The sequence below is a fragment of the Streptomyces sp. NPDC046939 genome, from assembly GCF_040644575.1.
Classification (GTDB): domain Bacteria; phylum Actinomycetota; class Actinomycetes; order Streptomycetales; family Streptomycetaceae; genus Streptomyces.
The window spans coordinates 114,179-135,925 of record NZ_JBEYWV010000007.1; the positions used below are offsets into that span (position 1 = coordinate 114,179).

A 21,747-nucleotide genomic window follows, 5' to 3' on the forward strand; every position below is an offset into this window, starting at 1 on the left:
AGGCCGCCTCCCTAGGCGTGGGTGCGGGGCGTGGGGTGCGCGGCGCCGGTCCACCCGTGCGCCGGGCGGTCAAACCAGAGATGGACCTGGCCGGTGCCTATGGAGTTCTCGTACCGCCCGTACTGGCGGCCCCGGGCGGTGCAGGCGTGCTCGCCGAGGGCGCCCGCCGCCATCAGATAGTGGGAGAACCTGGCCTCGGGCCGGAACGTGCGGAACGCGTCCATCGTGTCGAGGACCTTGTCGTGGCGGCCCTCCTTGAACCAGGCGATGCGTTCCAGGTCGGCCTCGCGCGCCTCGGGGGTGAAGATGTGCGCCGGGTCGCTGGCCTCGTGGTCGCGCAGTTCGCGCAGGGGCCAGAAGGTGTGGGACAGGGCGCCGGAGGCGATCAGCAGGACGCGGCGGCCGGGGGTGGCGGCGATGCCGTCGGCGAGTGCGCGGCCCAGCCGCAGATGGTCCTCCATGTCACCGGTCTGGCAGACGCCGATGGACACCCAGCGCTTGTCCGGCAGGCCCTCGCCGAGGTACTTCCACAGGTTGACGGTGGCGTAGTAGATCGGCAGGTACGGGTCGTCGATCGCGGTGATCCAGGTGCCGTGCAGCCCCGCGAACCCCGCGATGTTGGCGGCGAGTTCGGGGTCGCCCGGGAAGTCGTACGGCATGCGGCACATGCCGCGCGGCAGCTCCTCGGAGGTGAAGAGGCCCGCGCGGCGGTGGTGCGCGGTGACGACGAACTCGACGGTGGTGGCCCAGTGGGAGTCCAGGACGACCACGGTGTCGTAGTCGTCGCGCGCGAAGACGTCCCGGCGCAGCTCCTGGAGGCCGGTGACGAGGGTGATCTCCTTGCCCTCGTTCAGCTCCAGGCGGGTCCGCTCCGGCAGTACGACGGTGGGGACGTGGGCGAGCAGCCCCGCCCCGGCGATCTCACCCATGGTCCTGCCATCCCTTCGGCGCGGTGACGGTGTTCTTGAGGTCGCAGAAGAAGTCGAAGCTCCAGTCGCCGCCCTCGCGTCCGACGCCGGAGCTGCGTGCGCCGCCGAAGGGGGCCCGGAGGTCGCGGACGAAGAAGCAGTTGACCCAGACGGTGCCCGCGACGAGCTGGGCGGTGACGCGCTCGGCCCGCGCGGGGTCGCCGGTGGCGACGGTGGCGGCCAGGCCGAACCGGGTGCCGTTGGCCAGCCGGACCGCCTCGGCCTCCTCCTGGAAGGTCTGGAGGGTCAGCACCGGGCCGAAGACCTCTTCCTGCACGATCTCCGCGTCCTGGTCCACGTCGGTGAGGAGCGTCGGGGCGTAGTACCGGCTGTCGATCCGGTGGCCGCCGATGACGGCGCGGGCGCCGGCGGCGACCGCCCGCCGCACGAAGCCGTCGATCTTGTCCAGGTGGGCGGGGTGGATGTTCGGGCCGATGTCGGTGGCGTCGTCCCGTGGATCGCCCTGCCGCAACCGCCCGGCCCGGTCGGTGAAGCGGCGGACGAACTCCCCGGCGACCGGCTCCTGGACGAGGATGCGGGTCGCGGCGAGGCAGACCTGTCCCGCGTTGTCGTACTGCTCCACCGCGAGAGCGACGGCCAGGTCGAGATCGGCGTCGGCGAACACCAGCAGCGGTGACTTCCCGCCGAGTTCGAAGCTGGTCGGCGTCAGATGGGGCGCGGCGGAGGCGGCGATGCGCCGGGCCGTCGGGACGGAGCCCGTGAAGCTGATGCGGCGCACGTCGGGGTGGGAGGTCAGCGCGTCGCCGATCTCGGAACCGTAGCCCTGTACGACGTTGAGGACTCCGGCGGGCAGTCCGGCGCGGGCCGCGATGTCGGCGAGCAGGGACGCGGTCAGCGGGGTCCATTCGGCGGGCTTGAGGACGACGGTGTTGCCCGCGGCGAGCGCGGGCGCGACCTTCCAGGACTCCAGCATCAGCGGCGCGTTCCACGGCGTGATGAGCGCGCAGGGGCCCGCCGGGTCCCAGCGGACGTGGTTGCGGTGGCCGCGGGTGTCGAAGTCCTCGTGGCCGAGGGCGAGCAGCCGGTCGGCGAAGAAGCGGAAGTTGTGCGCGACGCGCGGCATGACGCCACGGCGGTGGGAGCGCAGCAGCGCGCCGTTGTCGGTGGTCTCGACGATGGCGAGTTCGTCGAGGCGTTTGTCGACGCCGTCGGCGATGGCGTGCAGCACACGGGCGCGCTCGGTGCGCGGGGTGGCGGCCCAGCCGGGGAAGGCGGCTCGCGCGGCGGCGACGGCGGCGTCTGCCTCGGCGGGGGTGCCCCGGGAGATCTCGCCCAGAACGGCACCGTCGATGGGCGAGATGTCGGTGAACGTCGTGGCGGAGGCGAGGCGCTCACCGCCGATCCAGTGGCGTGTGTCGACGGTGACCCCGGCGACCGTGAGGGTGTGCTGCGGCATGGGGTCGGCCTCTTCCCGGCGTCGGCGGGCGGCCGTCATGCGGCACCCGACGTGTGCGACTCAAGGAGTCGGCCGCCGTCCCAGACGACGCCGACCTGGCGGTAGTACGCGGCGATGGGCTCGCGGACCTCGAGCCGGGCCAGCTCCTCGGTGGGCGACTCGAACAGGCGCAACTCCGCCTCCCCCCGCCAGGGTTGGCCTCCTTCGAAGGAGGCGGCGCCGGTCTCGATCAGCTCGTCGAGCGCGAGGCCCTTCCCGGTCTCGATCGAGGGCAGCCAGCGGTGGTGGGCCATCGGGTGGGCGTTGACGAACCCGTTGGTCCCGCACGGCTCGCGCAGGGTGACGACGGCCTGGGCGAGGCGCCGGTCGGCGGCGGCGAGCGTGGCGCCGAAGCGGGCGCCCGCCTCGATGCGCGGAGCGGGGCCGTAGGGGTGCGGGCGGGTCTGGTGCAGGGAGCCGAGCTTCTTCGGGTAGCCCTGGTGCAGCCCGCGGGCGAGGGCGAAGTCCTTGTCGACCCAGATGTACACGCAGCGGGTGTAGGTCCGCCCCCGGTAGCGGCAGCGGACGACCGCGAAGGCCTCCTTGTACTGGGCGAGCACCGGGTCGAGCAGTTCGTGGCCGTCGGCGGAGCAGGACTGCCAGTCGGCCCAGATCAGCGCGACCGCGCCCGGGTCCTCGTCGGCCGGTTCCAGGGGCGCGGGCAGCAGTTCGCGCACGCGGGCCGGGTCGGTGCGGTACTCGACGGTGAGCAGATCGCCGGAGTAGTGCCAGGGTGGCGGCGGGATCAGGGACGAGGCGCCTGTCGCCGTCTTGGGGTGGAAGTATCCACGGACACCGGTCGTCCTGACATCGCTCATCCGGTCCTCCTCAGGCGGCGGGGGCGGGTCGTTCCAGGAGCGCGGCGCGGTAGCGGGCAGCGGCCGCCGTCGCGCCCTGGCCGCCGAGCGCGACGACGCCGACGAGCCGGCCCGCCCGGTGGTAGCCGACGACGGGGTCCCCGTCGAGGTCGCCGCCCAGGATCCGCATGTCGTCCTTGCCGAGGACCGGGGCGCCGAACGACTGGATCCGGAAGTCGTGCTGGTCGCTCCAGAACGTGGGCAGCGGGGCGAACGGCGCGAGGTCCGGCTCCGCACCGGACAGGTGGGCCGCGAGCACCCTGGCGGCGTGCTTGGCGGTGTCCGTAGGGATGGACCAGTGCTCGACGCGGCGGGGCACACCGTCGTAGCGGGCGTTGGGGAAGCGCGCGACATCGCCGACGGCGACCACCTCCGGGCGCCCGCCGACGCGCAGGTGCTCGTCGGTGAGGACGCCGTCGGTGAGATCCAGCCCGTTGCCCCCGAGCCATTCGGTGTTGGCGACGGAACCCACCGACTCGACCACCACGTCCGCCGCGAGGACGGACCCGTCCGCCAGGAGTACGCCGGTGACGCGCCGGTCCCCGTCGAACCCGGCCACACCGGTGCCGAGGACGAAGCGGACGCCGCGCCGTTCGTGGCGCGCCCGCAGAGCCCGGGCAAGCGGATGGCCGAGCGGTCCGACCATGGGCAGCGGCAGCGGGTCGACGACGGTGACCTCGGCGGCCCCGAGCGCCACAGCGGTGGCGGCGACCTCACAGCCGATGAACCCGGCACCGACCACGACGACGCGCACCCCCGGCCGGACCAGGGCGGCGCGCAGCCGCCGCGCGTCGTCCACGGTGCGCACGGTGTGCCGGCCGGCGGCCGGACCCGGGCAGCGCAGCCGGCGCGGCCGCATCCCGGTGGCCACGACGAGACCGCTGTACGCGAGGGTCGTGCCGTCGGAGAGCTCGACGGTACGGCGGTCGAGGTCCGCCCGCACGGCCCGGGTGCCCAGGCGCCAGTCGACGTCGGCCACGCTGGCGCGGGGCCGGAAGGCGAGGGAGTCGAAGGACGCTGTCCCCGCGAGGACCTCCTTGGAGAGGGGAGGCCGGTTGTAGGGCATGTGGGGTTCGTCGCCGACGAGCGTGACCGGTCCGCGGAACCCCGCGGCGCGTATCTGCTCGGCGACGCGCAGTCCGGCCATCGAGGCGCCGGCCACCACGACGGGCGCGCTTGGTGCGCTCACGGTTCAGTCCTCGATCCGGATCGCCTGGAGGGGGCACATGTCGGCGGCTTCCTCGACCTCGTCGCGCAGGGCGTCGTCCGCGTCCGCGACGTAGGCCAGGTGACCGGCTTCGTCGAACCCGAAGACATCCGGGGCGGCGAAGACGCACTGGCCGTGGTCCTGGCACTTGTTCATGTCGACGACGACCTTCATGGGCCTGTCCTCCTGGGACTGCGCGGCATCGATGAGGAGTCGGAGGCCCGGGCCGCGAGGGCCGTGCCCCGGCGTGCGAAGGGCACACGGTCGCACCCCCGAATCGTTTGACTCCAAACAACATAGAAAGCATTCGGATGCCGGTCAATGGCTGAACTCGGGCAACGTCAGGGCCGACGTTCGCCGGCGATGCCGTGTTCCGGCCCGGCGGGCATCGCCCGGGAGACACATGTGTGTGTTACCGCGTGTGCGACCGTGACCAAGTCGGGGCTCGCGAGGTTGACGGGTTGTCCATGTGAAGTCCCGTCCTCCTCACCGAGTCCCGTCCTCCTCACCCCTAGGAGACCCCGTGCGCTTCCGTACCGCCGTCGCCACCGGCGCTCTGACCCTGGCTGCGTCCGCCGCCCTCGCGTCCGCCCCCGCCCTGGCCGCCTCCCCCGAGCCCTCCACCGGCCCCGACACCGGGACCGGAACGGTCGTCCTGTCCGACGAGTCGTACGACCGGCTCCTCCACGCCGACCAGAACGACCCCCTGCTCCTCGCGACGGACCCGTCCTACCGCGAGGCATGGCTCTTCTGCCTGAGCTCGCCGCAGCGCGACCATGTCGAGCGCAACGGGTGGGGCAAGGGATACGTGTGCATCCCGGACGGGGCCGTGCAGTAGCAAGCAGTAGAAGGTGTATTGCTGAGCCTGCCTACCGCAGGGGGAAGTCGACCCCGTGCTCGTTCTCGGGCCGGGGTCCGTGGATGCGCCGGTCGGACTCCGCGATGGCCACGTCGTTGATGCTCGCCTCGCGGCGCCGCATCAGGCCCCGCGCGTCGAACTCCCAGAGCTCGTTCCCGTAACTGCGCCACCAGGCACCTTGCGCGTCACGCCATTCGTACTGGAAGCGGACGGCGATCCGGTCGCCGTCGAACGACCAGAGGCTCTTGCGCAGCGCGTAGTCGCGTTCGCGCTCCCACTTCTCCGTCAGGAAGGCGACGATCTCCTCCCGGCCGCTGAGGAACGTGGACCGGTTGCGCCACTGCGAGTCAGGGGTGTAGGCGAGCGCCACGCGGTGGGGGTCGCGCGAGTTCCACGCGTCCTCGGCGGCCTGGACCTTGCGCAGGGCCGTTTCCCGGGTGAAGGGCGGGTAGGGAGGTCGGTCTTCCGGCACGGTCGCCTCTCACGTCGGGTCAGGTTTCGTCGGCCGCTGCTGTCATCGGCCGACGCTGGGACTAAGGTAGAGAACGCTCGTTCTCAACGTCAAGGAGCCGCCCGGTGCCAGCCCCCGTCACCCCCGAACAGAGCCGTCTGGACCGCGAGACGCTGCTCGACGCCGCCGAGAAGCTGTTCTACGAGCGCGGCATCCAGGCGGTCGGCATGGACGCGGTGCGTGCGGCGTCGGGTCTGCCGCTGAAGCGGATCTACGGGTTCTTCCCGGCGAAGGAGGATCTGGTGGTGGCGGTCCTGCGCCGTCGCGACGAGCGTTGGAGGCGCGGACTCGCCGCTCACGTGGAGCAGGTCGTGGATCCGCGCGAGCGCGTTCTCGCGCTCTTCGACTGGCTGGCCGAGTGGTTCACCGAACCCGGATTCCGCGGTTGCGCCTGGATCAACGCCTTCGGTGAGCTGGGGGCGTCGTCCGAGGCGGTGCTGGCCGAAGTCCGGTCCCACAAGCAGGCGTTCCACGACCAGACAACGGGGTGGGCCCGGGCCGCCGGTCTGCCGGTGGCGGACCCGGTCGCCCTCCTCGCCGAAGGAGCCATCGTCACGGCCGCCATCACCGGCGACCCGGGGGTGGCCCGACAGGCTCGTGCGGCGGTCGCTACTCTGCTCGACTCGGCCTGAGCCCCGGCGCGGGCGGACCCGGCAGATCCATGCGCGCGAGTTCGGCGGGGTCGACCACGGCGGTGATCGCGGTGATGCGGTCCCCGGTGACGGTGAAGGCCAGGACGGACAGCGGGGTGCCGTCCTCGTTCCAGGCGATGACGCCGGGGCGCCCGTCGACGACCGCCGGATGTCCGTGCGCCGCGCCGCCGGCCACGCGGGCGCGCCCCGCGACCTCGGTGGCCCCGATCGTGACGAACCGGCCGCCCGGCGTGTGGACGGTGAACTCCACGTCGGGGTGCAGGACTTCGAGCAGCCTCTCGAACTGTCCCTCGCGGGCCGCGGCCAGGAACGCGTCGACCACCTCGCGCCGCTGCCGCCGGTCGCCGTCCGACCGCCGTGCGGTCCGTACCTTGCGCCGGGCGCGGCTGGTCAGCATCTTCGTGGCATCGGTCGACTTGCCGAGGATCGTCCCGATCTCCCCGTGGGGGACGGCGAACACGTCGTGCAGGACGAACGCCAGGCGCTCGTCCGGGCGCAGCGAGTCCAGGACCGTGAGCAGGGCCAGGCCCACCGCGTCGCCGAGGGCCACCACCTCGTCCGGCGCGGGACCGTGGTCGAGCGCCACGGTGACTTCGGGAAGCTCGTCGTCGAGGGGGACGGTCGGACGCGTACGGCCCGAGCGCAGGAGGTCCAGGCTGATGCGGCCGACCACGGTGGTCAGCCATCCGCCCAGGTTGTCGATGGTGTCGGCGTCCTGGCGCGACAGGCGCAGCCACGCCTCCTGCACCGCGTCGTCCGCGTCGGCACGGGAGCCGAGCACGCGGTGGGCGACGGCGGTGAGCCGGTCGCGGTGCGCCTCGAAGGCGGCGGCGACCGGGTCGGCGGGGTGAGTGCCGGACATACGTGTTACCTCCCTGGGAGCGGCTCCGTCATGAGGGTGACGGACGCCGACGCGGCGACGTAACCCCGACCATCGGAGAGCACCCTGCCATGCAGAACCGACTGAAGAACAAGAACACCGGCAACCCCGACGTGTGGAAGGCGGTCGGCCTCCTGCACAAGGCGATCGCCGCCGGTGGCATCGACCCGAAGCTGCTCGCCCTCGTCCATCTGCGCGCCAGCCAGATCAACGGCTGCTCGGCGTGCGTGTACGCGAGCGTCGCCGGAGGCAAGAAGGCCGGGGACACCGACGAGCGGCTGCACCACGTGGCCGCGTGGCGCGAGGCGCCGTTCTTCACCGACGCGGAGCGTGCGGCGCTCGCCCTGGCCGAGGCCGCCACCCGGCTGCAGGACGGGGCACCGGGCGTCACCGACGCGGTGTGGGACGAGGTCAGCGCCCACTTCACCGAGGAGCAGATCGGTGCCCTGAACCTGGAGATCGCGCTGACCAACTTCTTCAACCGCATCAACCGCACCATCAAGGAGCCGGCGGGCCAAACCTGGGGCTGACCGCCGCGCCGGGCTCCTGGTTCAAAGACAGGCTCTCAGCGGAACTCGTGCGTCACCTGGATCTCACCGACGATGTGCCGGTTGAACTCCTCCAACTCCTCGGCGGGCACCCACAGTTCAAGGATCGTCTGCCCACCCGCCTGCCGCACCGGGTATCTGCGCAGGAACTCCGACTCGACCTGGAACCGGGTCACGAAGCCGGCGCCGTCGTGCTTCACGTTCCAGTCCCGGGCGATCGCGATGGCGTACTCCTCGTTCAGAACCGGGTAGAAGATCGGCTGGTCACGGCGAGGGCTTCCTGGACAGGGGGACCGCCGGTGCGGCCGACCCGGGAGCCCGACAGTATCGAACACGCCTTCGCTGTACGGTCAGCAGGCTGAGCCCTCGGGGCGGGTGAGACGACCGTTTGGGCGGCCTCCGCCGCCTCCGCGGTCTCGGCAAAGACTTGGCATGGTCTAGTCCAAAGCATTCTGTGGTCCAGTCCAATCCATTGACGTGTCCGGCTCACATTCCACAAGCTGTGCCCCTCCCCCCGGACAGGAGGCACACAGTGAGACGACTTCGCGCATGCCTGGGCGCGGCCACCGCCCTGACCAGCACCGCACTCGCCGCCACGGCGTTCGTCGCGTCCAGCGCGGCGGACGCCGCCGGTGCGACCACCGCGCTCGGCAACCGGTGGTACGCGGCGGCCCCGTACCTGATGCCGCTGGACAACGACCCGCCGGACGCGGGCGCCATCATGGACGCCACCGGGCTCAAGGCGTTCCAGCTCGCCTTCATCCTCGCGCCCAACGGCGGTGGTTGTACCCCGACGTGGGACGGGACGGCCCCCGTCTCCTCCGACACCAAGGTCGGCGCGGTCATCGACAAGATCCGCGCCAAGGGCGGCGACGTCTCCATCTCCATCGGCGGCTACGGCGGCACCAAGCTCGGCCAGGCGTGCGCGGACGCGGCCTCCACCGCCGCCGCGTACCAGCAGGTCATCACCAAGTACGGGCTGCACGCCATCGACTTCGACCTGGAGGAGCCCGAGTACGAGAACGCCGCCGCCATCAAGAACGAGATCGGCGCGGCCAAGATCCTGCAGAAGAACAACCCCGGGCTGTACGTCTCCGTCACCACGGCGGGCACCGCGGACGGCACCGGCTGGTTCGGCAAGCAGATGCTCCTGGAGGCCAAGGCCCAGGGGTTCACGCCGAACAACTTCTCCATCATGCCGTTCGACGGCGGCTTCAACGGTGCCGCCGCCCAGACCAGCGCGCTCACGAAGTTCAACCAGGTCCTCCAGTCCACCTTCGGCTGGGACGAGGCCACCGCCTACGCCCACGAGGGCTTCTCCGGCATGAACGGCCGCAGCGACACCGGCGAGATGTTCCCCCAGGCCGACTTCCAGACGGTCCTCGACTTCGCGACGAGCCACAACATGGACCGCTTCACGTTCTGGTCCCTCAACCGCGACCGCCAGTGCTCCCCGCCCGACAACGGCGGCCGCACCTCGGGCACCTGCTCCAGCGTCCCGCAGAACGCCTGGGACTTCGCCAAGTACTCGGTGAAGTTCGCGGGCGCGACCCCGCCCACCAACCCGCCGACCACACCGCCCACCGACCCGCCGACGACCCCGCCCGCCGGCGACTGCAAGACCGCGTGGAGCGCCACCGCCGTCTACACCGCGGGCAACGAGGTCGGCTACAACGGGCACAACTGGAAAGCCAAGTGGTGGACCCAGAACGAGAAGCCCGGCGCCAGTGAGTGGGGCCCCTGGACCGACGAAGGCACCTGCTGAGGCACCGGCACACCCTCCTCGACACACCTCCCCGGCTCGTGTTCTCGGCCGCCCCGACAGGGCGGTACCGCCCACGTTCGGCATACACGACGCCACGCGTGGCACGCTGACCTCGTACGTCCGTGATCGTCGAGGAGGTCCGTCCCGTGGCGCAGCAACAGCCGACACCCGTCGCGGGGTCCCCCGACATCCGCGCCGAGGAGGGACGACTGCGCAAAGACCTCGGGTTCTGGGGTCTGACCGCGATCGGCTTCTCCAACATCCTCGGCTCGGGCTGGCTGTTCGCCGCCCTGTACGCGGCCCAGACCGCCGGGCCCGCCGCACTGCTCTCCTGGGTCGCGGCGGGCCTGCTCTGCGCCCTCGTCGCCCTGGTCATGGTGGAGCTCGGCGCGACCAGGCCGGAGGGCGGCGGCACGGTCCGCTGGCCGCTGTACGCCAACGGGCGGCTCGTCGGCACGGTCGTCGGCTGGTCCGTGCTGCTCTCCGTGGGCGGCACCGCCGCCGAGATCAGCGCGATCATGCAGTACGCCGCCCACTACGTGCCCGGGCTCTACCACGACGGCAGCCTCACCGCGTCCGGCCTGGGCGTCGCCACCGCGCTGAGTGTGCTGCTCACCGCGCTGAACTGGTTCGCCGTCCGCCTCTTCGCCCGGATGAACAACCTGGTCTCGGTGTTCAAGGTCGTCGTGCCGATCCTCACCGTGGTCGCCCTCTTCCTCTCCGGCACCCACTCCGGCCGCCTCACCGACCACGGCGGATTCGCCCCGTACGGGTACGCGGCCTGCCTCACCGCACTCGCGGGCGGCGGCATCGTGTACTCCGTGAACGGGTTCCAGGCCCCCCTCGACTTCTCCGGCGAGGCCCGCAATCCGCGGCGCAACGTGCCCGCCGCCGTCCTCACCGGCATCGGCCTCGCCGTCCTCGTCTACCTCGGGCTGCAGCTCGCCTTCCTCTACACGGTCCCGGACTCGCTGCTCGCGCACGGCTGGCAGGGCGTCAACTTCGAGTCGCCGTTCGGGCAGCTCGCCCTCGTCCTCAACCTGCACTGGCTCGCCACCCTGCTCTACGCCGACGCGGTGGTCTCACCGGGCGGCTCGGCCTATGTGGGTGTGGCGATCGACGCCCGGCACACGTATGCCCTCGCCAAGAACGGGCTGCTGCCCCGCTTCTTCATGCGGATCGACCCGCGCTCCGGGATCGCGCGGCGCGCCCTGGTCCTCAACCTCGCGGTCATCATCGTGTTCATGCTGCCGTTCGGGGGCTGGCAGGACATCGTGAGCGTGATGGGGGACATGTATCTCCTCATCTACGCGGCTTCCGCCGTGGCCGTGGCCTCCTTCCGGGCGCACGACCGCGCACGTGGGCTGCCTCTCGCCGACGGGCACATGCCGGGGGTGCGCTGGATCGCGCCCGTCAGCTTCGCCGTGGCGACCGAGTTCGTGTACTGGTCGGGCTGGGACGACCTGCGCCTGGCCCTGCCGCTCGTCCTGGTCGGCGTCCCCCTGTTCCTGCTCCAGCAACGACAAGGAACGGCGGGCGCCTCACCTCTCCAGGAGCTGCGCCACGGCGCCTGGCTCGTCGTCCACCTCGCGGCGCTGACACTGCTGTCCTGGCTCGGCACGTTCGACGGCTCCGGCCGCCTCCCCGCCCCGTACGACTCACTGACGGTGGCCGTCATGGCCTTCGCGATCTTCACCTGGGCAGTCCACTCAGGCACAGCCCACCTACGCACGAACCCGACGACGCCCTGATGCGGCGGAGGGCGGCGTCAGGCCCCGGACGTACCGGTGAGCGATGCGGCCGGCAGCCCGCGGTCGCCCCCTTTCAGCCGACCGCGGACGCCGATGCACCCCCTAGCTCGTCTGGCAAATGAGCGTGGGTGTGCTTGCGCCGCCCGGGGTCGCGCCGAAGCCGAACGTGGTGGACGCGCCGGCGGCCGGCGTGCCGTTGTGTGCGGCGTTGTGGGCCGTCACCGTCTTGCCGGTCTGGGTGGGGGTGGCGTTCCACATGCTGCCGATGGTCTGGTTGCCGAACCACTCCCAGGTGACCTGCCAGGACTTGGTGGCCGAGGTGCCGGTGTTGGTGACGGTGACGTCGGCGTTGAAGCCGCCGCCCCAGTCGCTGCTCACCTTGTACGTGGCGGTGCAGCCGGACGATCCGCCGCCCGGCCCGGAGGTCGTCGCGGTGACGGACTGCGAGGCCGGTGACGTGTTGCCCGCCGCGTCGCGCGCCCGCACGGTGTACTCGAAGCGGGTCGACGCGGTGAGCCCGGTGTCGGTGTAGGCGGTGCCGGTCGCGGACCCGGCCTTGGCCGTGCCCCGGTAGACGTCGTAGGCGGTGACCGCGGTGTCGTCGGTGGCGGCGGTCCAGGTCAGCGAGATGCTGGTGGAGGTCGTGCCGGTCACCTTCAGTCCGGTGGGCGTCGAGGGCGCCGTGGTGTCGTCCCCGCCTCCCCCGCCGCCTCCAGCGAATCCCGGCGCCTTGATGGAGGCGAGGTAGCCGTCCTTCACCGTATCGACGGTCTGCCAGTCGTCCTTCAGGATGCCGCCGGTGTCACCGGAGTTGGGGTTCCACGACCAGAAGGTCCAGCTCATGCTGTCGGCGCCGTAGGTCCCGGTGGGGCGGAGGTAGTCGACGAGGGCGGCGAGCCACTTCCGGTCGACGCTCGACTGCAGGGTGGTGCCGAACTCCCCGACCCACACGGGGGCGATGTTCTGCTTGAAGATGTAGCCCCAGTTCTTGTCCCAGATGCCCGGCATGTTCGCGGGGAACGACGGGTCGTCGAACCAGGGCTGCTGGGCGACGCTGGTGGCGTAGTCGTGGGCCGAGTAGACGATCCGGTTCGGGACGTCGAGGCGTACGGGGGCGGTGGCCACCCCGGCGAGGTTGCCGCCCCACCAGGTGGACTGGCCGTTCACGGTCTGCACGCCCTCCACGAAGACGAGGAGGTCGGGGTTGACGGACAGCACGGCGTTGCCCGCCCGTTCGGCGGCGAGCCGCCAGTCGGTGCTCGGGTCGCCGCAGCCCCAGCAGGCCGGATCGTGCGGCTCGTTGTGCAGGTCGATGCCGACCACGGCGGTGTTGCCCTTGTACCGGGCGGCGAGCGCCTTGAGGTTGGCGATCCAGGTGGACTCGGGGACCGCCGCGGTGTACCAGAGGGCCGACTGGGCCGAGGAGTCGGGCCGGTGGCGGTCGAGGACGATCTTCAGTCCGATGGAGCCCGCGTAGTCGACGATCTTGTCCATCACCTGGAGGGAGTCGAGGCCCTCCAGGTCGGTGTTGAGGCCGTTCGCGTACGTGATCCCGGTCGGCTTCGTACCTTTGAAGATGTCGTCGCTGTACGGCACGCGGACGGTGTTGTAGCCGAGCGTCCTCATCTGGTCCAGCATCGACCTGTAGTCGCGGGACCAGAGGCCGTGGGGCACGTAGTTGGCGGTCTCGAACCCGAACCAGTTGATCCCCGCCATCCGTACCGGCTGGTCCTGCGCGTCGAGGATGCGGCGGCCGCTGGTGTGCCAGTATCCCGAGCCCGCGGGCGCGAGCGCCGCTCCCGATGAGGCGGTGCGTGCGGGGGCCGCCTGCGCGGGCGCGGCGAGCAGAGGCACGAGGGCGATCGCGAGCGTGGCGAGGAAGGCGATCACGAGGGTGCGTAACGGGCGGACGAATGGGTGTTCCATGGGGGGTCCTCTCGAACGAACGGAGGGGAGCGCCTATCGGCTTGGCTTGGAAGCTTGGGAGCGCTCCCATTTATGAGGAGAAGAGGGGTGCGGGCAGGGAGGGGAGGCGTCGGAGGCGCCCGGCATGACGTGCCGCGGGCCGCCCGGAGTGTCCCGCTCCGCGCCGCCCGCCCGTCAAAAACCGGGGCCGCGCCCATGGAAGCCACTAAGCATGTACGCGTCAATACCCCGCGCAGTGATCGGGTCGCACGGCTCGTCAGGCGTCCTGGGTGTGCCGTCCCCGCGTACGGTCGCTCCCCCGCCCGCCCCATGCCAGCGAGGCCCACGCGGCGACGGCCAGGACCGCGGCCGCAACGCAGAACCAGATCCCCGCCGGGCGCAGCCCCCACGCCTGGGATGCCGCGCCGAGCCCCACCACCGGCAGCGAGATCGCCACGTACAGGACGACGAAGTAGGCGGAGGAGACGGCGGCCCGGTCGGCGGAGTCGACCAGGTCGTTGACGGCGGCGAGGCCCTTGGCGAAGGACATGCCCTGCCCGCAGCCCGCGATGACCGCGCCGACGGCCAGCAACGGCAGGGACGCCTGCCGCACCGAGAGCGCGACCAGCAGGATGCCCGCCGCGAGGAGCAGGCACCCGGTCAGCAGGAAGAAGCGGGTCCGCGCCGGTGGCAGGACCACTTGGGTGAGGGCCGACGCGCCGAGCAGCAGCAGGGGCATCGCACCGGCCAGCGCGTGGTTCGGGTCGCCCACGACCTCGGAGACGATGCGCGGGGAGACCGCCGTGAACAGGCCGGTGACGGCGAACCCCGCGAACCCGACCGTGGCGGCGCTGACGAACACGGACCGGGCCGCCTCCGGCACCTTGACCTTCCGCGGGCGCAACCGGCTGCCGGGGTCGGGCTCCACCGTCTCCGGCACGCACCGCAGCAGCGCGACGAGGACGCAGACGGCGACGGCGTGCACCGCGAACGACAGCTTCAGCGGCGCGGGCAGGTACTGGACGAGGACCCCGGCCAGGGCCGAGCCGACGCCGAGGCCGCCGATGTTGGCGGCCGTCGCCGCGTTCGAGGCCCGGCCGCGCCATGGCTCGGGCGCGCTCTCGATCACGGCCGCCGTGGCCGTGCCCGCGAAGATGCCCGCCGAGACACCGGAGAGCAGCCGCCCCACGAGCAGGATCCACACCTGCCCGGCGCCGAGGAAGACGAGGCTGCTGACCAGCGAGAACAGCAGTCCGGCGAGGAGCAGGGGCCGTCGCCCCCTGAGGTCCGACCAGCCGCCGCACAGCAGGAGCGCCGCGAGCACCCCCACGGCGTAGGAGGCGAAGATCACCGTCTGGACGACGGGTGAGAACCCCAACTCCCGCTGCCACAGGGGGTACATCGGCGTGGGGAGCGTCGCTCCGAGCATCACACACGCGAACGCGATGACCAGGGTGGAGAACGCCGCACGGGAGCCCATGGTGCGCGGTGCCAACGTCGTGTGCTCCTCAGGTCGCTGCGGCGGTCCGACCCAGGTGCGGTTCCCCGCGTCCGCGTGTCTCATGCGGAACAGGGCTGTACGTGTGAACACACGCCGCGCACACGTGGGAGGTTCAGGCCGTGGCGGGTGTCTGATCGGTGTCGGCCGGCTGCCCCTCGGCGGCCGCTTCCCCGGCCGGGTCGCGCAGGGCCGGGATGAGGGTCGCGACGGCCGCGGAGACGAGGGCGACGCCGCAGCCGATCATCAGGCCGGTGCGGAACCCGTTCTCGGACGCGAAGGTATAGCCGCCCATGCTGATGGTCATCTGGGCGAGGACGACGCCGATGACGGCGGAGCCGATCGTGGTGCCGAGGGAGCGCATCAGGGTGTTGAACCCGTTGGCGGCGGCCGTCTCGGACAGCGGCACCGAGCTCATGATGAGGGCGGGCATGGCGCCGTAGGCGAGGGCGACACCGCTGTTGATCACGATGCCGGAGAGCATGACGCCCCAGGCCGTGCCCATGAGCGGCAGGGCGACGCCGTATCCGGCGGCGATCACGAGGGCACCGAGGATGAGGGCGGTCTTGGGGCCGCGCGCGTTGATGAGCTTTCCGCCGAGCGGGGAGATCAGCATCATCATGACGCCGCCGGGCGCGATCCACAGACCGGCGGCGAGCATCGACTGGCCGAGCCCGTAGCCGGTGGCCTCGGGGAACTGCAGCAGCTGCGGCGCGATCAGCATGAAGGAGTACATGCCGACGCCGATGAGGACGGAGGCGGCGTTGGTGAACAGCACGCGAGGCCGGACCGTGGTGCGCAGGTCGACGAGCGGGTCTCGGGTGCGCAGCTCGTAGACGCCCCAGACGCCGAGCGCAACGACGGCGACGGCGAAGAGGCCGAGCGTGGTGCCGGAGGTCCAGCCCCAGTCGGCGCCCTTGGAGATGGCGAGCAGCAGCGAGACCAGGCCGATGGCGAGGCCCACGGCGCCGGGCGCGTCGAACCGCTGCCCCTTCGCGCCCGCCGGGACGTCGGGCACGATGACGAAGATCATGATGCTGACGATCAGGGCGAGCACGGCCGCGCCCCAGAACAGCACGCGCCAATTGGCGTACTGGGCGACGGCCGCGGCGATCGGCAGGCCGATGGCGCCGCCGATGCCCATGGAGGCGCTGACCAGGGCGATGGAGCCGCTGAGCCTCTCGGTGGGGACGACGTCCCGGAGGAGCGCGATGCCGAGCGGCACCATGCCCATCCCCATGCCTTGCAGACCACGTCCGACGATCATCGGTATGAGCGAGGAGGACAGCGCGCACACCACCGATCCGAGGATCAGCGGCACCGCGCAGACGAGCATCATGCGGCGCTTGCCGATGAGGTCGCCGAGGCGGCCGGAGACGGGCACGCACACACCCGACACGAGCAGCGTCACCGTGATCACCCAAGCCGCGTTCGAGGACGAGGTGTCCAGGATCCGCGGCAGCTCGGCGATGAGCGGCGTCACGAGCGTCTGCATGATCGCGGCGACGGTACCGGCGAGCGCGAGGGTGGCGACGACAGCGCCTGAGCGGCTGGTCGTCTCGGGGGCATCCATCCGGACTCCTCAGTGGGTTCGACACGTGCGTCACTTCGACCCGGCACGTGAGCGATGTGCAGCATACACATGCGATGTATCGTGCACATCGCCTGCTGAGGGCAGACGATGTGGGCGGGGCTCTGGGAGCGCACCCCGGCTCGGCGGCCGGCCGGAGCCCAGGTCGTGACCCGGCGCCGCACCGCCTAGGCTGGCCGGCGTGGACCGATTCGACGGTGCGATCGCGGGGCTCGGCACACGGGCCGGTGTCCGACTGGTCGTCGGCATGTGGCGGCAGTCACCGTTCGGGCCGGTGACCGACCTCATGATGGAGCGGCCCGACGGACACCGCACCCTCATCGCGCCGACCCCGGAACTCGCCGGCTACATCGCGGCGACCTACACCTTCGACGAGGTGCGGGTGGAGCCCGTCGCGCTCACCGTCGAGGGCCCCGGCCGCATCGCCGTCCGGGCCTCGTCGGTCGAGGTCGAGATGGGTACCGGACGCCGTACGGGCGTCGGGCTCCTGCTCACCCTCGTGCCCCGGCCGCTCGCCCGGACCCGCGCCTGGTGCCGCCTGATCGACCCCGTGGCGCGGCTGGCCCGCCGTGGCGTACGGACCGTCGGCACCGCGGGGAACGGCCGCCACGAGTACTACTGCGCCCTCGACGAACACGCGCTGACCTCGGCGTCCGTGCGCCTGCACGGGCAGGACCAGGGCCCGCTCACGAGCGTCGCCCCACCGGTCCGCTTCGGCTTCGGCTCCACTCCCCCGCGCCCGGCGCTGGTACGGGTGACCACGCTGATCGCCGACGAGTCCCAGAAGTCTGTCTAAGGCGCGGGCATCTCGAACCAGACGATCTTCCCTGTCGAGAGGCGGGTCGCTCCCCACCGCTTGGCCAGCCGGTTGACCAGGAACAGGCCGCGGCCGTCCTCGTCGGTGGCGCGGGCCTGGCGCTGGCGCGGCAACTGAGGGACGTCGTCGCCGACCTCGCAGCGCAGCACGTCGGTGCGGAGCAGCCGCAGCGTCACCGGGCGGGACGCGTACCGCACCGCGTTCGTGACGACCTCGCTGACCAGGAGCTCGACCGAGTCCGACAGCTCCTCCAGGCCCCAGCGCGCCAGCACGCTCCGGGCGAGACGGCGGGCGCGGCCGGGCGCGGAGTCCTCCGGGTCGAGGAACCAGTACGCGACGTCGCTGGGCGCGATGCCGTCGAAGCGGGCGGCGAGCAGCGCGATGTCGTCGTCCCGGTCGCCGTGGCCGGTCATGTCGAGCACGTCGTCGCAGAGCGCCTCTAGGGGCGGCGGGTGGTCCGGGCCGGTCAACTGAGCGGTGGCGGCGAGCCGTTCGCGGAGCTGCTCGATGCCGCTGCCCACGTCCCGCAGCCGCGACTCGACGAGGCCGTCGGTGTAGAAGAGGAGCGTGGCGCCCGACGGGGCGTCGAGGTCGACCGTCTCGAAGTCGACGCCGCCCACCCCGACGGGCGCGCCCGGCGGGACCCGCAGGACCTCGGCACGGCCGCCCAGGTGCAGCATGATCGGCGGCGGATGACCGGCGTTGGCGATGGTGATGCGGTGCGAGACCGGGTCGTAGACCGCGTACACGCACGTCGCCATGCAGTCCGCCTCGACCGCGTGCTCGTCCAGGTGCTCCAGGATCTCGTGCGGCGGCAGGTCGAGTCCGGCAAGCACCCGTGCGGTGGTGCGCAGTTGGCCCATGATCGCGGCGGAGGTCATGGAGTGACCCATGACGTCGCCGACGACGAGGGCGACGCGGCTGCCGGGCAGCGGGATCGCGTCGTACCAGTCGCCGCCGACCCGCGCCGTCTCCGCCGCGGGCAGATAGCGGGAGGCGAGCCGCGCGCCCGCGGGGTGCACGAGCGACGCGGGGAGCATCCGGCGTTGCAGTTCGTCCGCGATGTACGCCTCGCGCCCGTACAGGACGGCCTTGTCGATGCCGAGCGCGCCGTGCGTCACGAGCGTGCCCGCGACCAGCAGGTCCCCGGAGTCGAACGGCGGCCGGTCCGCGGAGCGCAGGAACACCGCCGCGCCGATCACCCGGCGCCGCCCGCGCAGGGGTGCGAGGATCGCGCGGTGGCCCAGCGGCACCTGCGGGTCGGCGCCGAACAGTTCGGGCAGGGCCGCGAGCGCCACGGGCGAGTCCGCGAAGACGGGGCGCACCCCGCGCAGCACCTCGGCGAGCGCGCCGCCGGGCCGTACCTCGCACAGTTCGACGGTGTGCGGGAGCGTCTGCCGGCCGGTGTCCCGGCCGTAGCCGCCGGGGACCTGGTCGGTGCGGCAGCGCCGCAGCACCATGGGGCCGGCCGGGCGCTCGTCGCCGACCGGCAGCGGGTCGCACAGGTAGACCAGGATCGCGTCGGAGAAGGTGGGGACGGTGGCCCGGCACAGGCCGAGCACGATCTCGTCGAGGTCGAATCCGCGCGCGATCCGCCGGGTCGCCGCTCCCACGAACCGCAGCCGGTCGCCGTCGCCGCGCATGGTCGCGGGCGGCTCGGCGAGGTACGGCCGGACCTCCTTGACCATCTCGCGCACGGTCTGGTTCGCCGCTTCCCGGTTCGCCTCGCCGTTCGTCGCGGTGGTGAGGGACAGGTGGGTGGACAGTTGATCGACGGCCGTGACGTCGTCCGCCGCGAACGCGAGCCGGTCGGCCCGGCGCACCATGACGACCAGACCCGGCGCCTGCCCGGGGCCCGTGAAGGGAGCGACGAGCACCCGGTCCCCGCCGGGCAGCCGTGGCTCCGCGCCCCACATCTCGGTGAGGGCCGCCCCGACGTCCGGGTCCTCGCCGCTCAGCGGCGCCTTCGCCTGGAGCAGGTGCGCCAGCTTGCCGCCCGGTAAGACGCCGGTGCGCTCCGGGGGCAGCGGGGCGCATCCGGCGGACGCGACCAGCCGCAGCTCACGGCGGGCCCCGCCGGCGTCCGCCGTCTCCTCCAGGTGCACGAGCACGGCGTCCGCGAGCAGCGGCACCGCCGACGCGCACAGCTCGTGCGCCGCGGCACCGAGCCCCTCGGTGCGGGCGATGCGCCGGATCGCGGCAGCCAGACTGTGGTCCGTCACGGGCATCGGCTCTCCAGGGCGGGGCGCGGCACTCATGCGCCGTCGGCAGCTGTCCGGTCACAAGAACAGGACCATGCTCGGGCGCGGCTCACGGCCTTGTCCAGATGCCGACCGGCGTGTCCTGGGACGGGCGGGGCGCGCCGCCGGGGCCGGGTACGGGTCAGTCGGTGCCCTCGGGCTCCTGGTGCGGGCCGGTGGCCGGGACGGTGGGGAGCAGCCCCATGTCGATGACGTCCATGGCGATCGCGCTGATCCGGGCCCGGTGGTCGTGGGCGTGCGCGCGCAGCGCGTCGAAGGCGTGGTTGAGGGAGATGTTGCGGCGGACGGCGACGATGCCCTTGGCCTGCTCGATGATGATGCGGTTGTGCAGGGCGGCGTGCAACTGTCCGCTGACGGTCTCCTGTTGGCCGAGCGTACGGGCGTGCAGCAGGCCGATCGTGGCGGCGTCCGCGAGCGCCTGCGCCAGCAGCAGGTCGTCCGGGGAGAGCGCGCGGTCCCCGGTGTGCAGCAGGAGCAGGGCGCCCAGGCTCTCCCCGCGCAGCCGCAGGGGGACCGCCGTCGGCAGGGCGTAGCCCGCCTGCTTGAGCGCGGTGTGCAACTCCGGCCAGGTGTCGTCCTGTTCACCGGGGGCGGGGTAGTCGGGGACCACCGCGTGGGTCAGGTGGTAGGCCTCGACGCCGGGGCCCTCGACGCAGGCCGCGTCGATGACGCGCTGCAGGGCGGGCTGGGGGTCGCACGGGGCGGGGCTGTACAGGTGCGGGGCGGGGTGGGCGAGGAGGACGACGGCGTCGGTGATGTCGAGGAGTTCCCGGCAGCGGACCGTCATCTGCTGCAGGAAGTCGATCAGGTCGAAGTCCTCCACCAGCGTGTCCGCGAGTTCCAGGAACGTACGGGCGATGTGTTCTTCCCTGCTCATGCGGCGGCTTCTTCCTGAGTTCCCAGCGTGGTGCTGCGAGGGGGGTGTGCCTGACTATGCGGGCAGTTCGCGTGCGAGAACGCTCTGTGCCGTTTCGCTAAGACTCCGGCCGGAGGAGTAGGCCTCCGCGCGCAGCCGGACGAGCGCCTCGGTCAGTGGGATGTCGAGCTTTCCGCTGAGGACGCCGGTGGCCTGGTGGACCTCGGCCCGGTGCAGATCCACCGCGCCCGCGCGCCCCGGCCCGTTGCGGCCTCCCGTGTCCTCGGGCCAGCGCGCCAGCATGTGCGCGGCGAGGTTGTCCGCGACGAGCCAGCCCTCGGCGCGCTGCTGCTCGCTCAGCGCGCCCTCGGTCCGCCGGTAGCCGGTCAGGGTGCCGCTGGGCACCGCGCCGATCCGCACCGGCCACACGAACACGGCGGCCACGCCCAACTCCTGGGCCTCGGGCACGAACTGGGGCCAGAACCGCATGACGAGCCGGTCCACGTCGGGCACTTCCCGCACGCCCTCACCCGCCGGGAACCTCAGTCCCGGGCCCTGCCCGAGGACGGCCTGCACGTCCTCGAGACGGGCGCTCGTCTCGTCGCTGAACCAGAGCAGCTCTCCCCGCACCGAGACGGCCACGCCGTCCAGGCCCAGGGCGTGCGCGCAGTCGACCGCCCACGAGCGGCGCTGTTCCTGACTGGCCGCCGTGTCCATGCGGTCGAGCAGTTCCCGGACCGTCACGCCTCCACCGCTCATCCGCAGCCCCCTCCGGGGTCCTCGGCGGACCACTTGCCGGGCGGCCGGTCTCGCGCGTCGTCCGCCTTCTCCACGGTAGCGCTCCGAGACGTCGCGGTCCCCTGTCCGCGGGCTTCGGTCCTGCCCTGCCGGGAATTCGGTGTCGCCACTCAGCGCCCGCTTCTATGGTGGCCCGATGACGTCGATCAAGAAGTTCCAGGTCACCTTCGACTGCGCGGAGCCGGAGCGTCTCGCCCGGTTCTGGTGCGAGGTGCTGGGATATGTCGTGCCCCCGCCGCCCGAGGGGTTCGAGACGTGGGACGCGTACAAGGAGGCGCAGCCGCCGGAGCGGCGGGACGCGTGGTTCGCCTGTGTCGACCCCACCGGGGTGGGGCCCCGGTTGTACTTCCAGCGCGTCCCCGAGGGCAAGGCCGTCAAGAACCGCGTGCATCTCGACGTACGGGTCGGCACCGGCCTGGTGGGCGAGGAGCGCCTGGCCGCCCTGGAGGCGGAGCGCGCCCGGCTCGAACCGCTGGGAGCGGTCCATGTACGGACGCTGTACGACGGCCAGGACGCCTGCATCCCGATGCTGGACATCGAGGGGAACGAGTTCTGCATCGACTAGC

21 protein-coding genes are annotated in these 21,747 nt (G+C 72.1%); 7 read left to right on the forward strand and 14 right to left on the reverse strand.

From position 1 onward, the window contains the following. Positions 1-11: 11 nt before the first annotated feature. The 5 genes from ABZ877_RS09970 to ABZ877_RS09990 are packed head-to-tail and all read right to left on the reverse strand — an operon-like array spanning position 12 to position 4,662. Positions 12-929 (reverse strand): 3,4-dihydroxyphenylacetate 2,3-dioxygenase, encoded by a 918-nt coding sequence (locus ABZ877_RS09970; protein ID WP_361067238.1) that lies wholly within the window; start codon positions 927-929, stop codon positions 12-14. Next, positions 922-2,385, reverse strand: coding sequence for an aldehyde dehydrogenase (locus tag ABZ877_RS09975; RefSeq protein WP_361067241.1), 1,464 nt, complete (start codon positions 2,383-2,385; stop codon positions 922-924). The genes ABZ877_RS09970 and ABZ877_RS09975 overlap by 8 nt, the downstream gene beginning before the upstream one ends. Positions 2,386-2,420: 35 nt before the next feature. Continuing rightward, positions 2,421-3,242, reverse strand: coding sequence for an acetoacetate decarboxylase family protein (locus ABZ877_RS09980; protein WP_361067244.1), 822 nt, complete (start codon positions 3,240-3,242; stop codon positions 2,421-2,423). A 10-nt stretch (positions 3,243-3,252) separates the two neighbouring features. Then, entirely contained in the window at positions 3,253-4,470 is a 1,218-nt protein-coding gene (locus ABZ877_RS09985) for an FAD/NAD(P)-binding oxidoreductase (RefSeq protein WP_361067247.1), read from the reverse strand. A gap of 3 nt (positions 4,471-4,473) precedes the next feature. Further along, complete coding sequence (locus tag ABZ877_RS09990; protein ID WP_361067250.1) at positions 4,474-4,662, reverse strand: ferredoxin; 189 nt, start codon at positions 4,660-4,662, stop codon at positions 4,474-4,476. 349 nt (positions 4,663-5,011) lie between these two features. Between ABZ877_RS09990 and ABZ877_RS09995 the strand changes: the two genes are divergently transcribed. Then, positions 5,012-5,326 (forward strand): hypothetical protein, encoded by a 315-nt coding sequence (locus tag ABZ877_RS09995; protein WP_361067253.1) that lies wholly within the window; start codon positions 5,012-5,014, stop codon positions 5,324-5,326. A 31-nt stretch (positions 5,327-5,357) separates the two neighbouring features. Here ABZ877_RS09995 and ABZ877_RS10000 read toward each other — a convergent pair whose 3' ends face one another. Beyond that, positions 5,358-5,819: a nuclear transport factor 2 family protein gene (locus ABZ877_RS10000; RefSeq protein WP_361067255.1), complete on the reverse strand. Its 462-nt coding sequence runs from the start codon at positions 5,817-5,819 to the stop codon at positions 5,358-5,360. 104 nt (positions 5,820-5,923) lie between these two features. Here ABZ877_RS10000 and ABZ877_RS10005 point away from each other — a divergent pair, with 104 nt between their 5' ends. After that, on the forward strand, positions 5,924-6,490 hold the full coding sequence (locus tag ABZ877_RS10005; protein ID WP_361067258.1) for a TetR/AcrR family transcriptional regulator: 567 nt from the start codon (positions 5,924-5,926) through the stop codon (positions 6,488-6,490). Here the strand turns inward: ABZ877_RS10005 and ABZ877_RS10010 are convergent. After that, positions 6,468-7,373 carry a sigma-70 family RNA polymerase sigma factor gene (locus ABZ877_RS10010; RefSeq protein ID WP_361067261.1) on the reverse strand — a complete coding sequence of 302 codons (906 nt, stop codon included), beginning with the start codon at positions 7,371-7,373 and terminating at the stop codon, positions 6,468-6,470. The two genes, ABZ877_RS10005 and ABZ877_RS10010, sit on opposite strands and share 23 nt — an antisense overlap. Positions 7,374-7,462: 89 nt before the next feature. Between ABZ877_RS10010 and ABZ877_RS10015 the strand changes: the two genes are divergently transcribed. Further along, entirely contained in the window at positions 7,463-7,921 is a 459-nt protein-coding gene (locus ABZ877_RS10015) for a carboxymuconolactone decarboxylase family protein (protein ID WP_361067264.1), read from the forward strand. A gap of 35 nt (positions 7,922-7,956) precedes the next feature. On the opposite strand, the gene ABZ877_RS10020 is transcribed toward ABZ877_RS10015, so the two are convergent. Further along, complete coding sequence (locus ABZ877_RS10020; protein ID WP_361067267.1) at positions 7,957-8,274, reverse strand: hypothetical protein; 318 nt, start codon at positions 8,272-8,274, stop codon at positions 7,957-7,959. A 197-nt stretch (positions 8,275-8,471) separates the two neighbouring features. Between ABZ877_RS10020 and ABZ877_RS10025 the strand changes: the two genes are divergently transcribed. Next, on the forward strand, positions 8,472-9,704 hold the full coding sequence (locus ABZ877_RS10025) for a carbohydrate-binding protein (RefSeq protein WP_361067269.1): 1,233 nt from the start codon (positions 8,472-8,474) through the stop codon (positions 9,702-9,704). Between the two features lie 146 nt (positions 9,705-9,850). Beyond that, positions 9,851-11,455 (forward strand): APC family permease, encoded by a 1,605-nt coding sequence (locus tag ABZ877_RS10030; protein WP_361067272.1) that lies wholly within the window; start codon positions 9,851-9,853, stop codon positions 11,453-11,455. A 102-nt stretch (positions 11,456-11,557) separates the two neighbouring features. Here ABZ877_RS10030 and ABZ877_RS10035 read toward each other — a convergent pair whose 3' ends face one another. The 3 genes from ABZ877_RS10035 to ABZ877_RS10045 all read right to left on the reverse strand — a co-directional run bounded on the left by ABZ877_RS10035 (position 11,558) and on the right by ABZ877_RS10045 (position 16,431). Next, positions 11,558-13,381: a cellulase family glycosylhydrolase gene (locus tag ABZ877_RS10035; RefSeq protein ID WP_361067275.1), complete on the reverse strand. Its 1,824-nt coding sequence runs from the start codon at positions 13,379-13,381 to the stop codon at positions 11,558-11,560. 256 nt (positions 13,382-13,637) lie between these two features. Beyond that, complete coding sequence (locus tag ABZ877_RS10040; RefSeq protein ID WP_361067278.1) at positions 13,638-14,855, reverse strand: MFS transporter; 1,218 nt, start codon at positions 14,853-14,855, stop codon at positions 13,638-13,640. Between the two features lie 118 nt (positions 14,856-14,973). Then, positions 14,974-16,431 (reverse strand): MFS transporter, encoded by a 1,458-nt coding sequence (locus tag ABZ877_RS10045; RefSeq protein ID WP_361067281.1) that lies wholly within the window; start codon positions 16,429-16,431, stop codon positions 14,974-14,976. Positions 16,432-16,630: 199 nt separating this feature from the next. Between ABZ877_RS10045 and ABZ877_RS10050 the strand changes: the two genes are divergently transcribed. Beyond that, the gene (locus tag ABZ877_RS10050; RefSeq protein WP_361067284.1) at positions 16,631-17,245 is read left to right on the forward strand and encodes a hypothetical protein; all 615 of its coding nucleotides are present in this window, start codon (positions 16,631-16,633) and stop codon (positions 17,243-17,245) included. Here the strand turns inward: ABZ877_RS10050 and ABZ877_RS10055 are convergent. The 3 genes from ABZ877_RS10055 to ABZ877_RS10065 form a co-directional block, all read right to left on the reverse strand. Further along, complete coding sequence (locus ABZ877_RS10055; RefSeq protein ID WP_361067287.1) at positions 17,242-19,488, reverse strand: ATP-binding SpoIIE family protein phosphatase; 2,247 nt, start codon at positions 19,486-19,488, stop codon at positions 17,242-17,244. The two genes, ABZ877_RS10050 and ABZ877_RS10055, sit on opposite strands and share 4 nt — an antisense overlap. Positions 19,489-19,648: 160 nt before the next feature. Further along, complete coding sequence (locus ABZ877_RS10060) at positions 19,649-20,404, reverse strand: ANTAR domain-containing protein (RefSeq protein ID WP_361067290.1); 756 nt, start codon at positions 20,402-20,404, stop codon at positions 19,649-19,651. Positions 20,405-20,458: 54 nt separating this feature from the next. Then, complete coding sequence (locus tag ABZ877_RS10065; protein WP_361067293.1) at positions 20,459-21,142, reverse strand: ANTAR domain-containing protein; 684 nt, start codon at positions 21,140-21,142, stop codon at positions 20,459-20,461. A 175-nt stretch (positions 21,143-21,317) separates the two neighbouring features. Between ABZ877_RS10065 and ABZ877_RS10070 the strand changes: the two genes are divergently transcribed. After that, a complete protein-coding gene (locus tag ABZ877_RS10070) occupies positions 21,318-21,746 on the forward strand; it encodes a VOC family protein (RefSeq protein WP_361067295.1) in 429 nt (142 codons plus the stop codon). Position 21,747 lies beyond the last annotated feature (1 nt).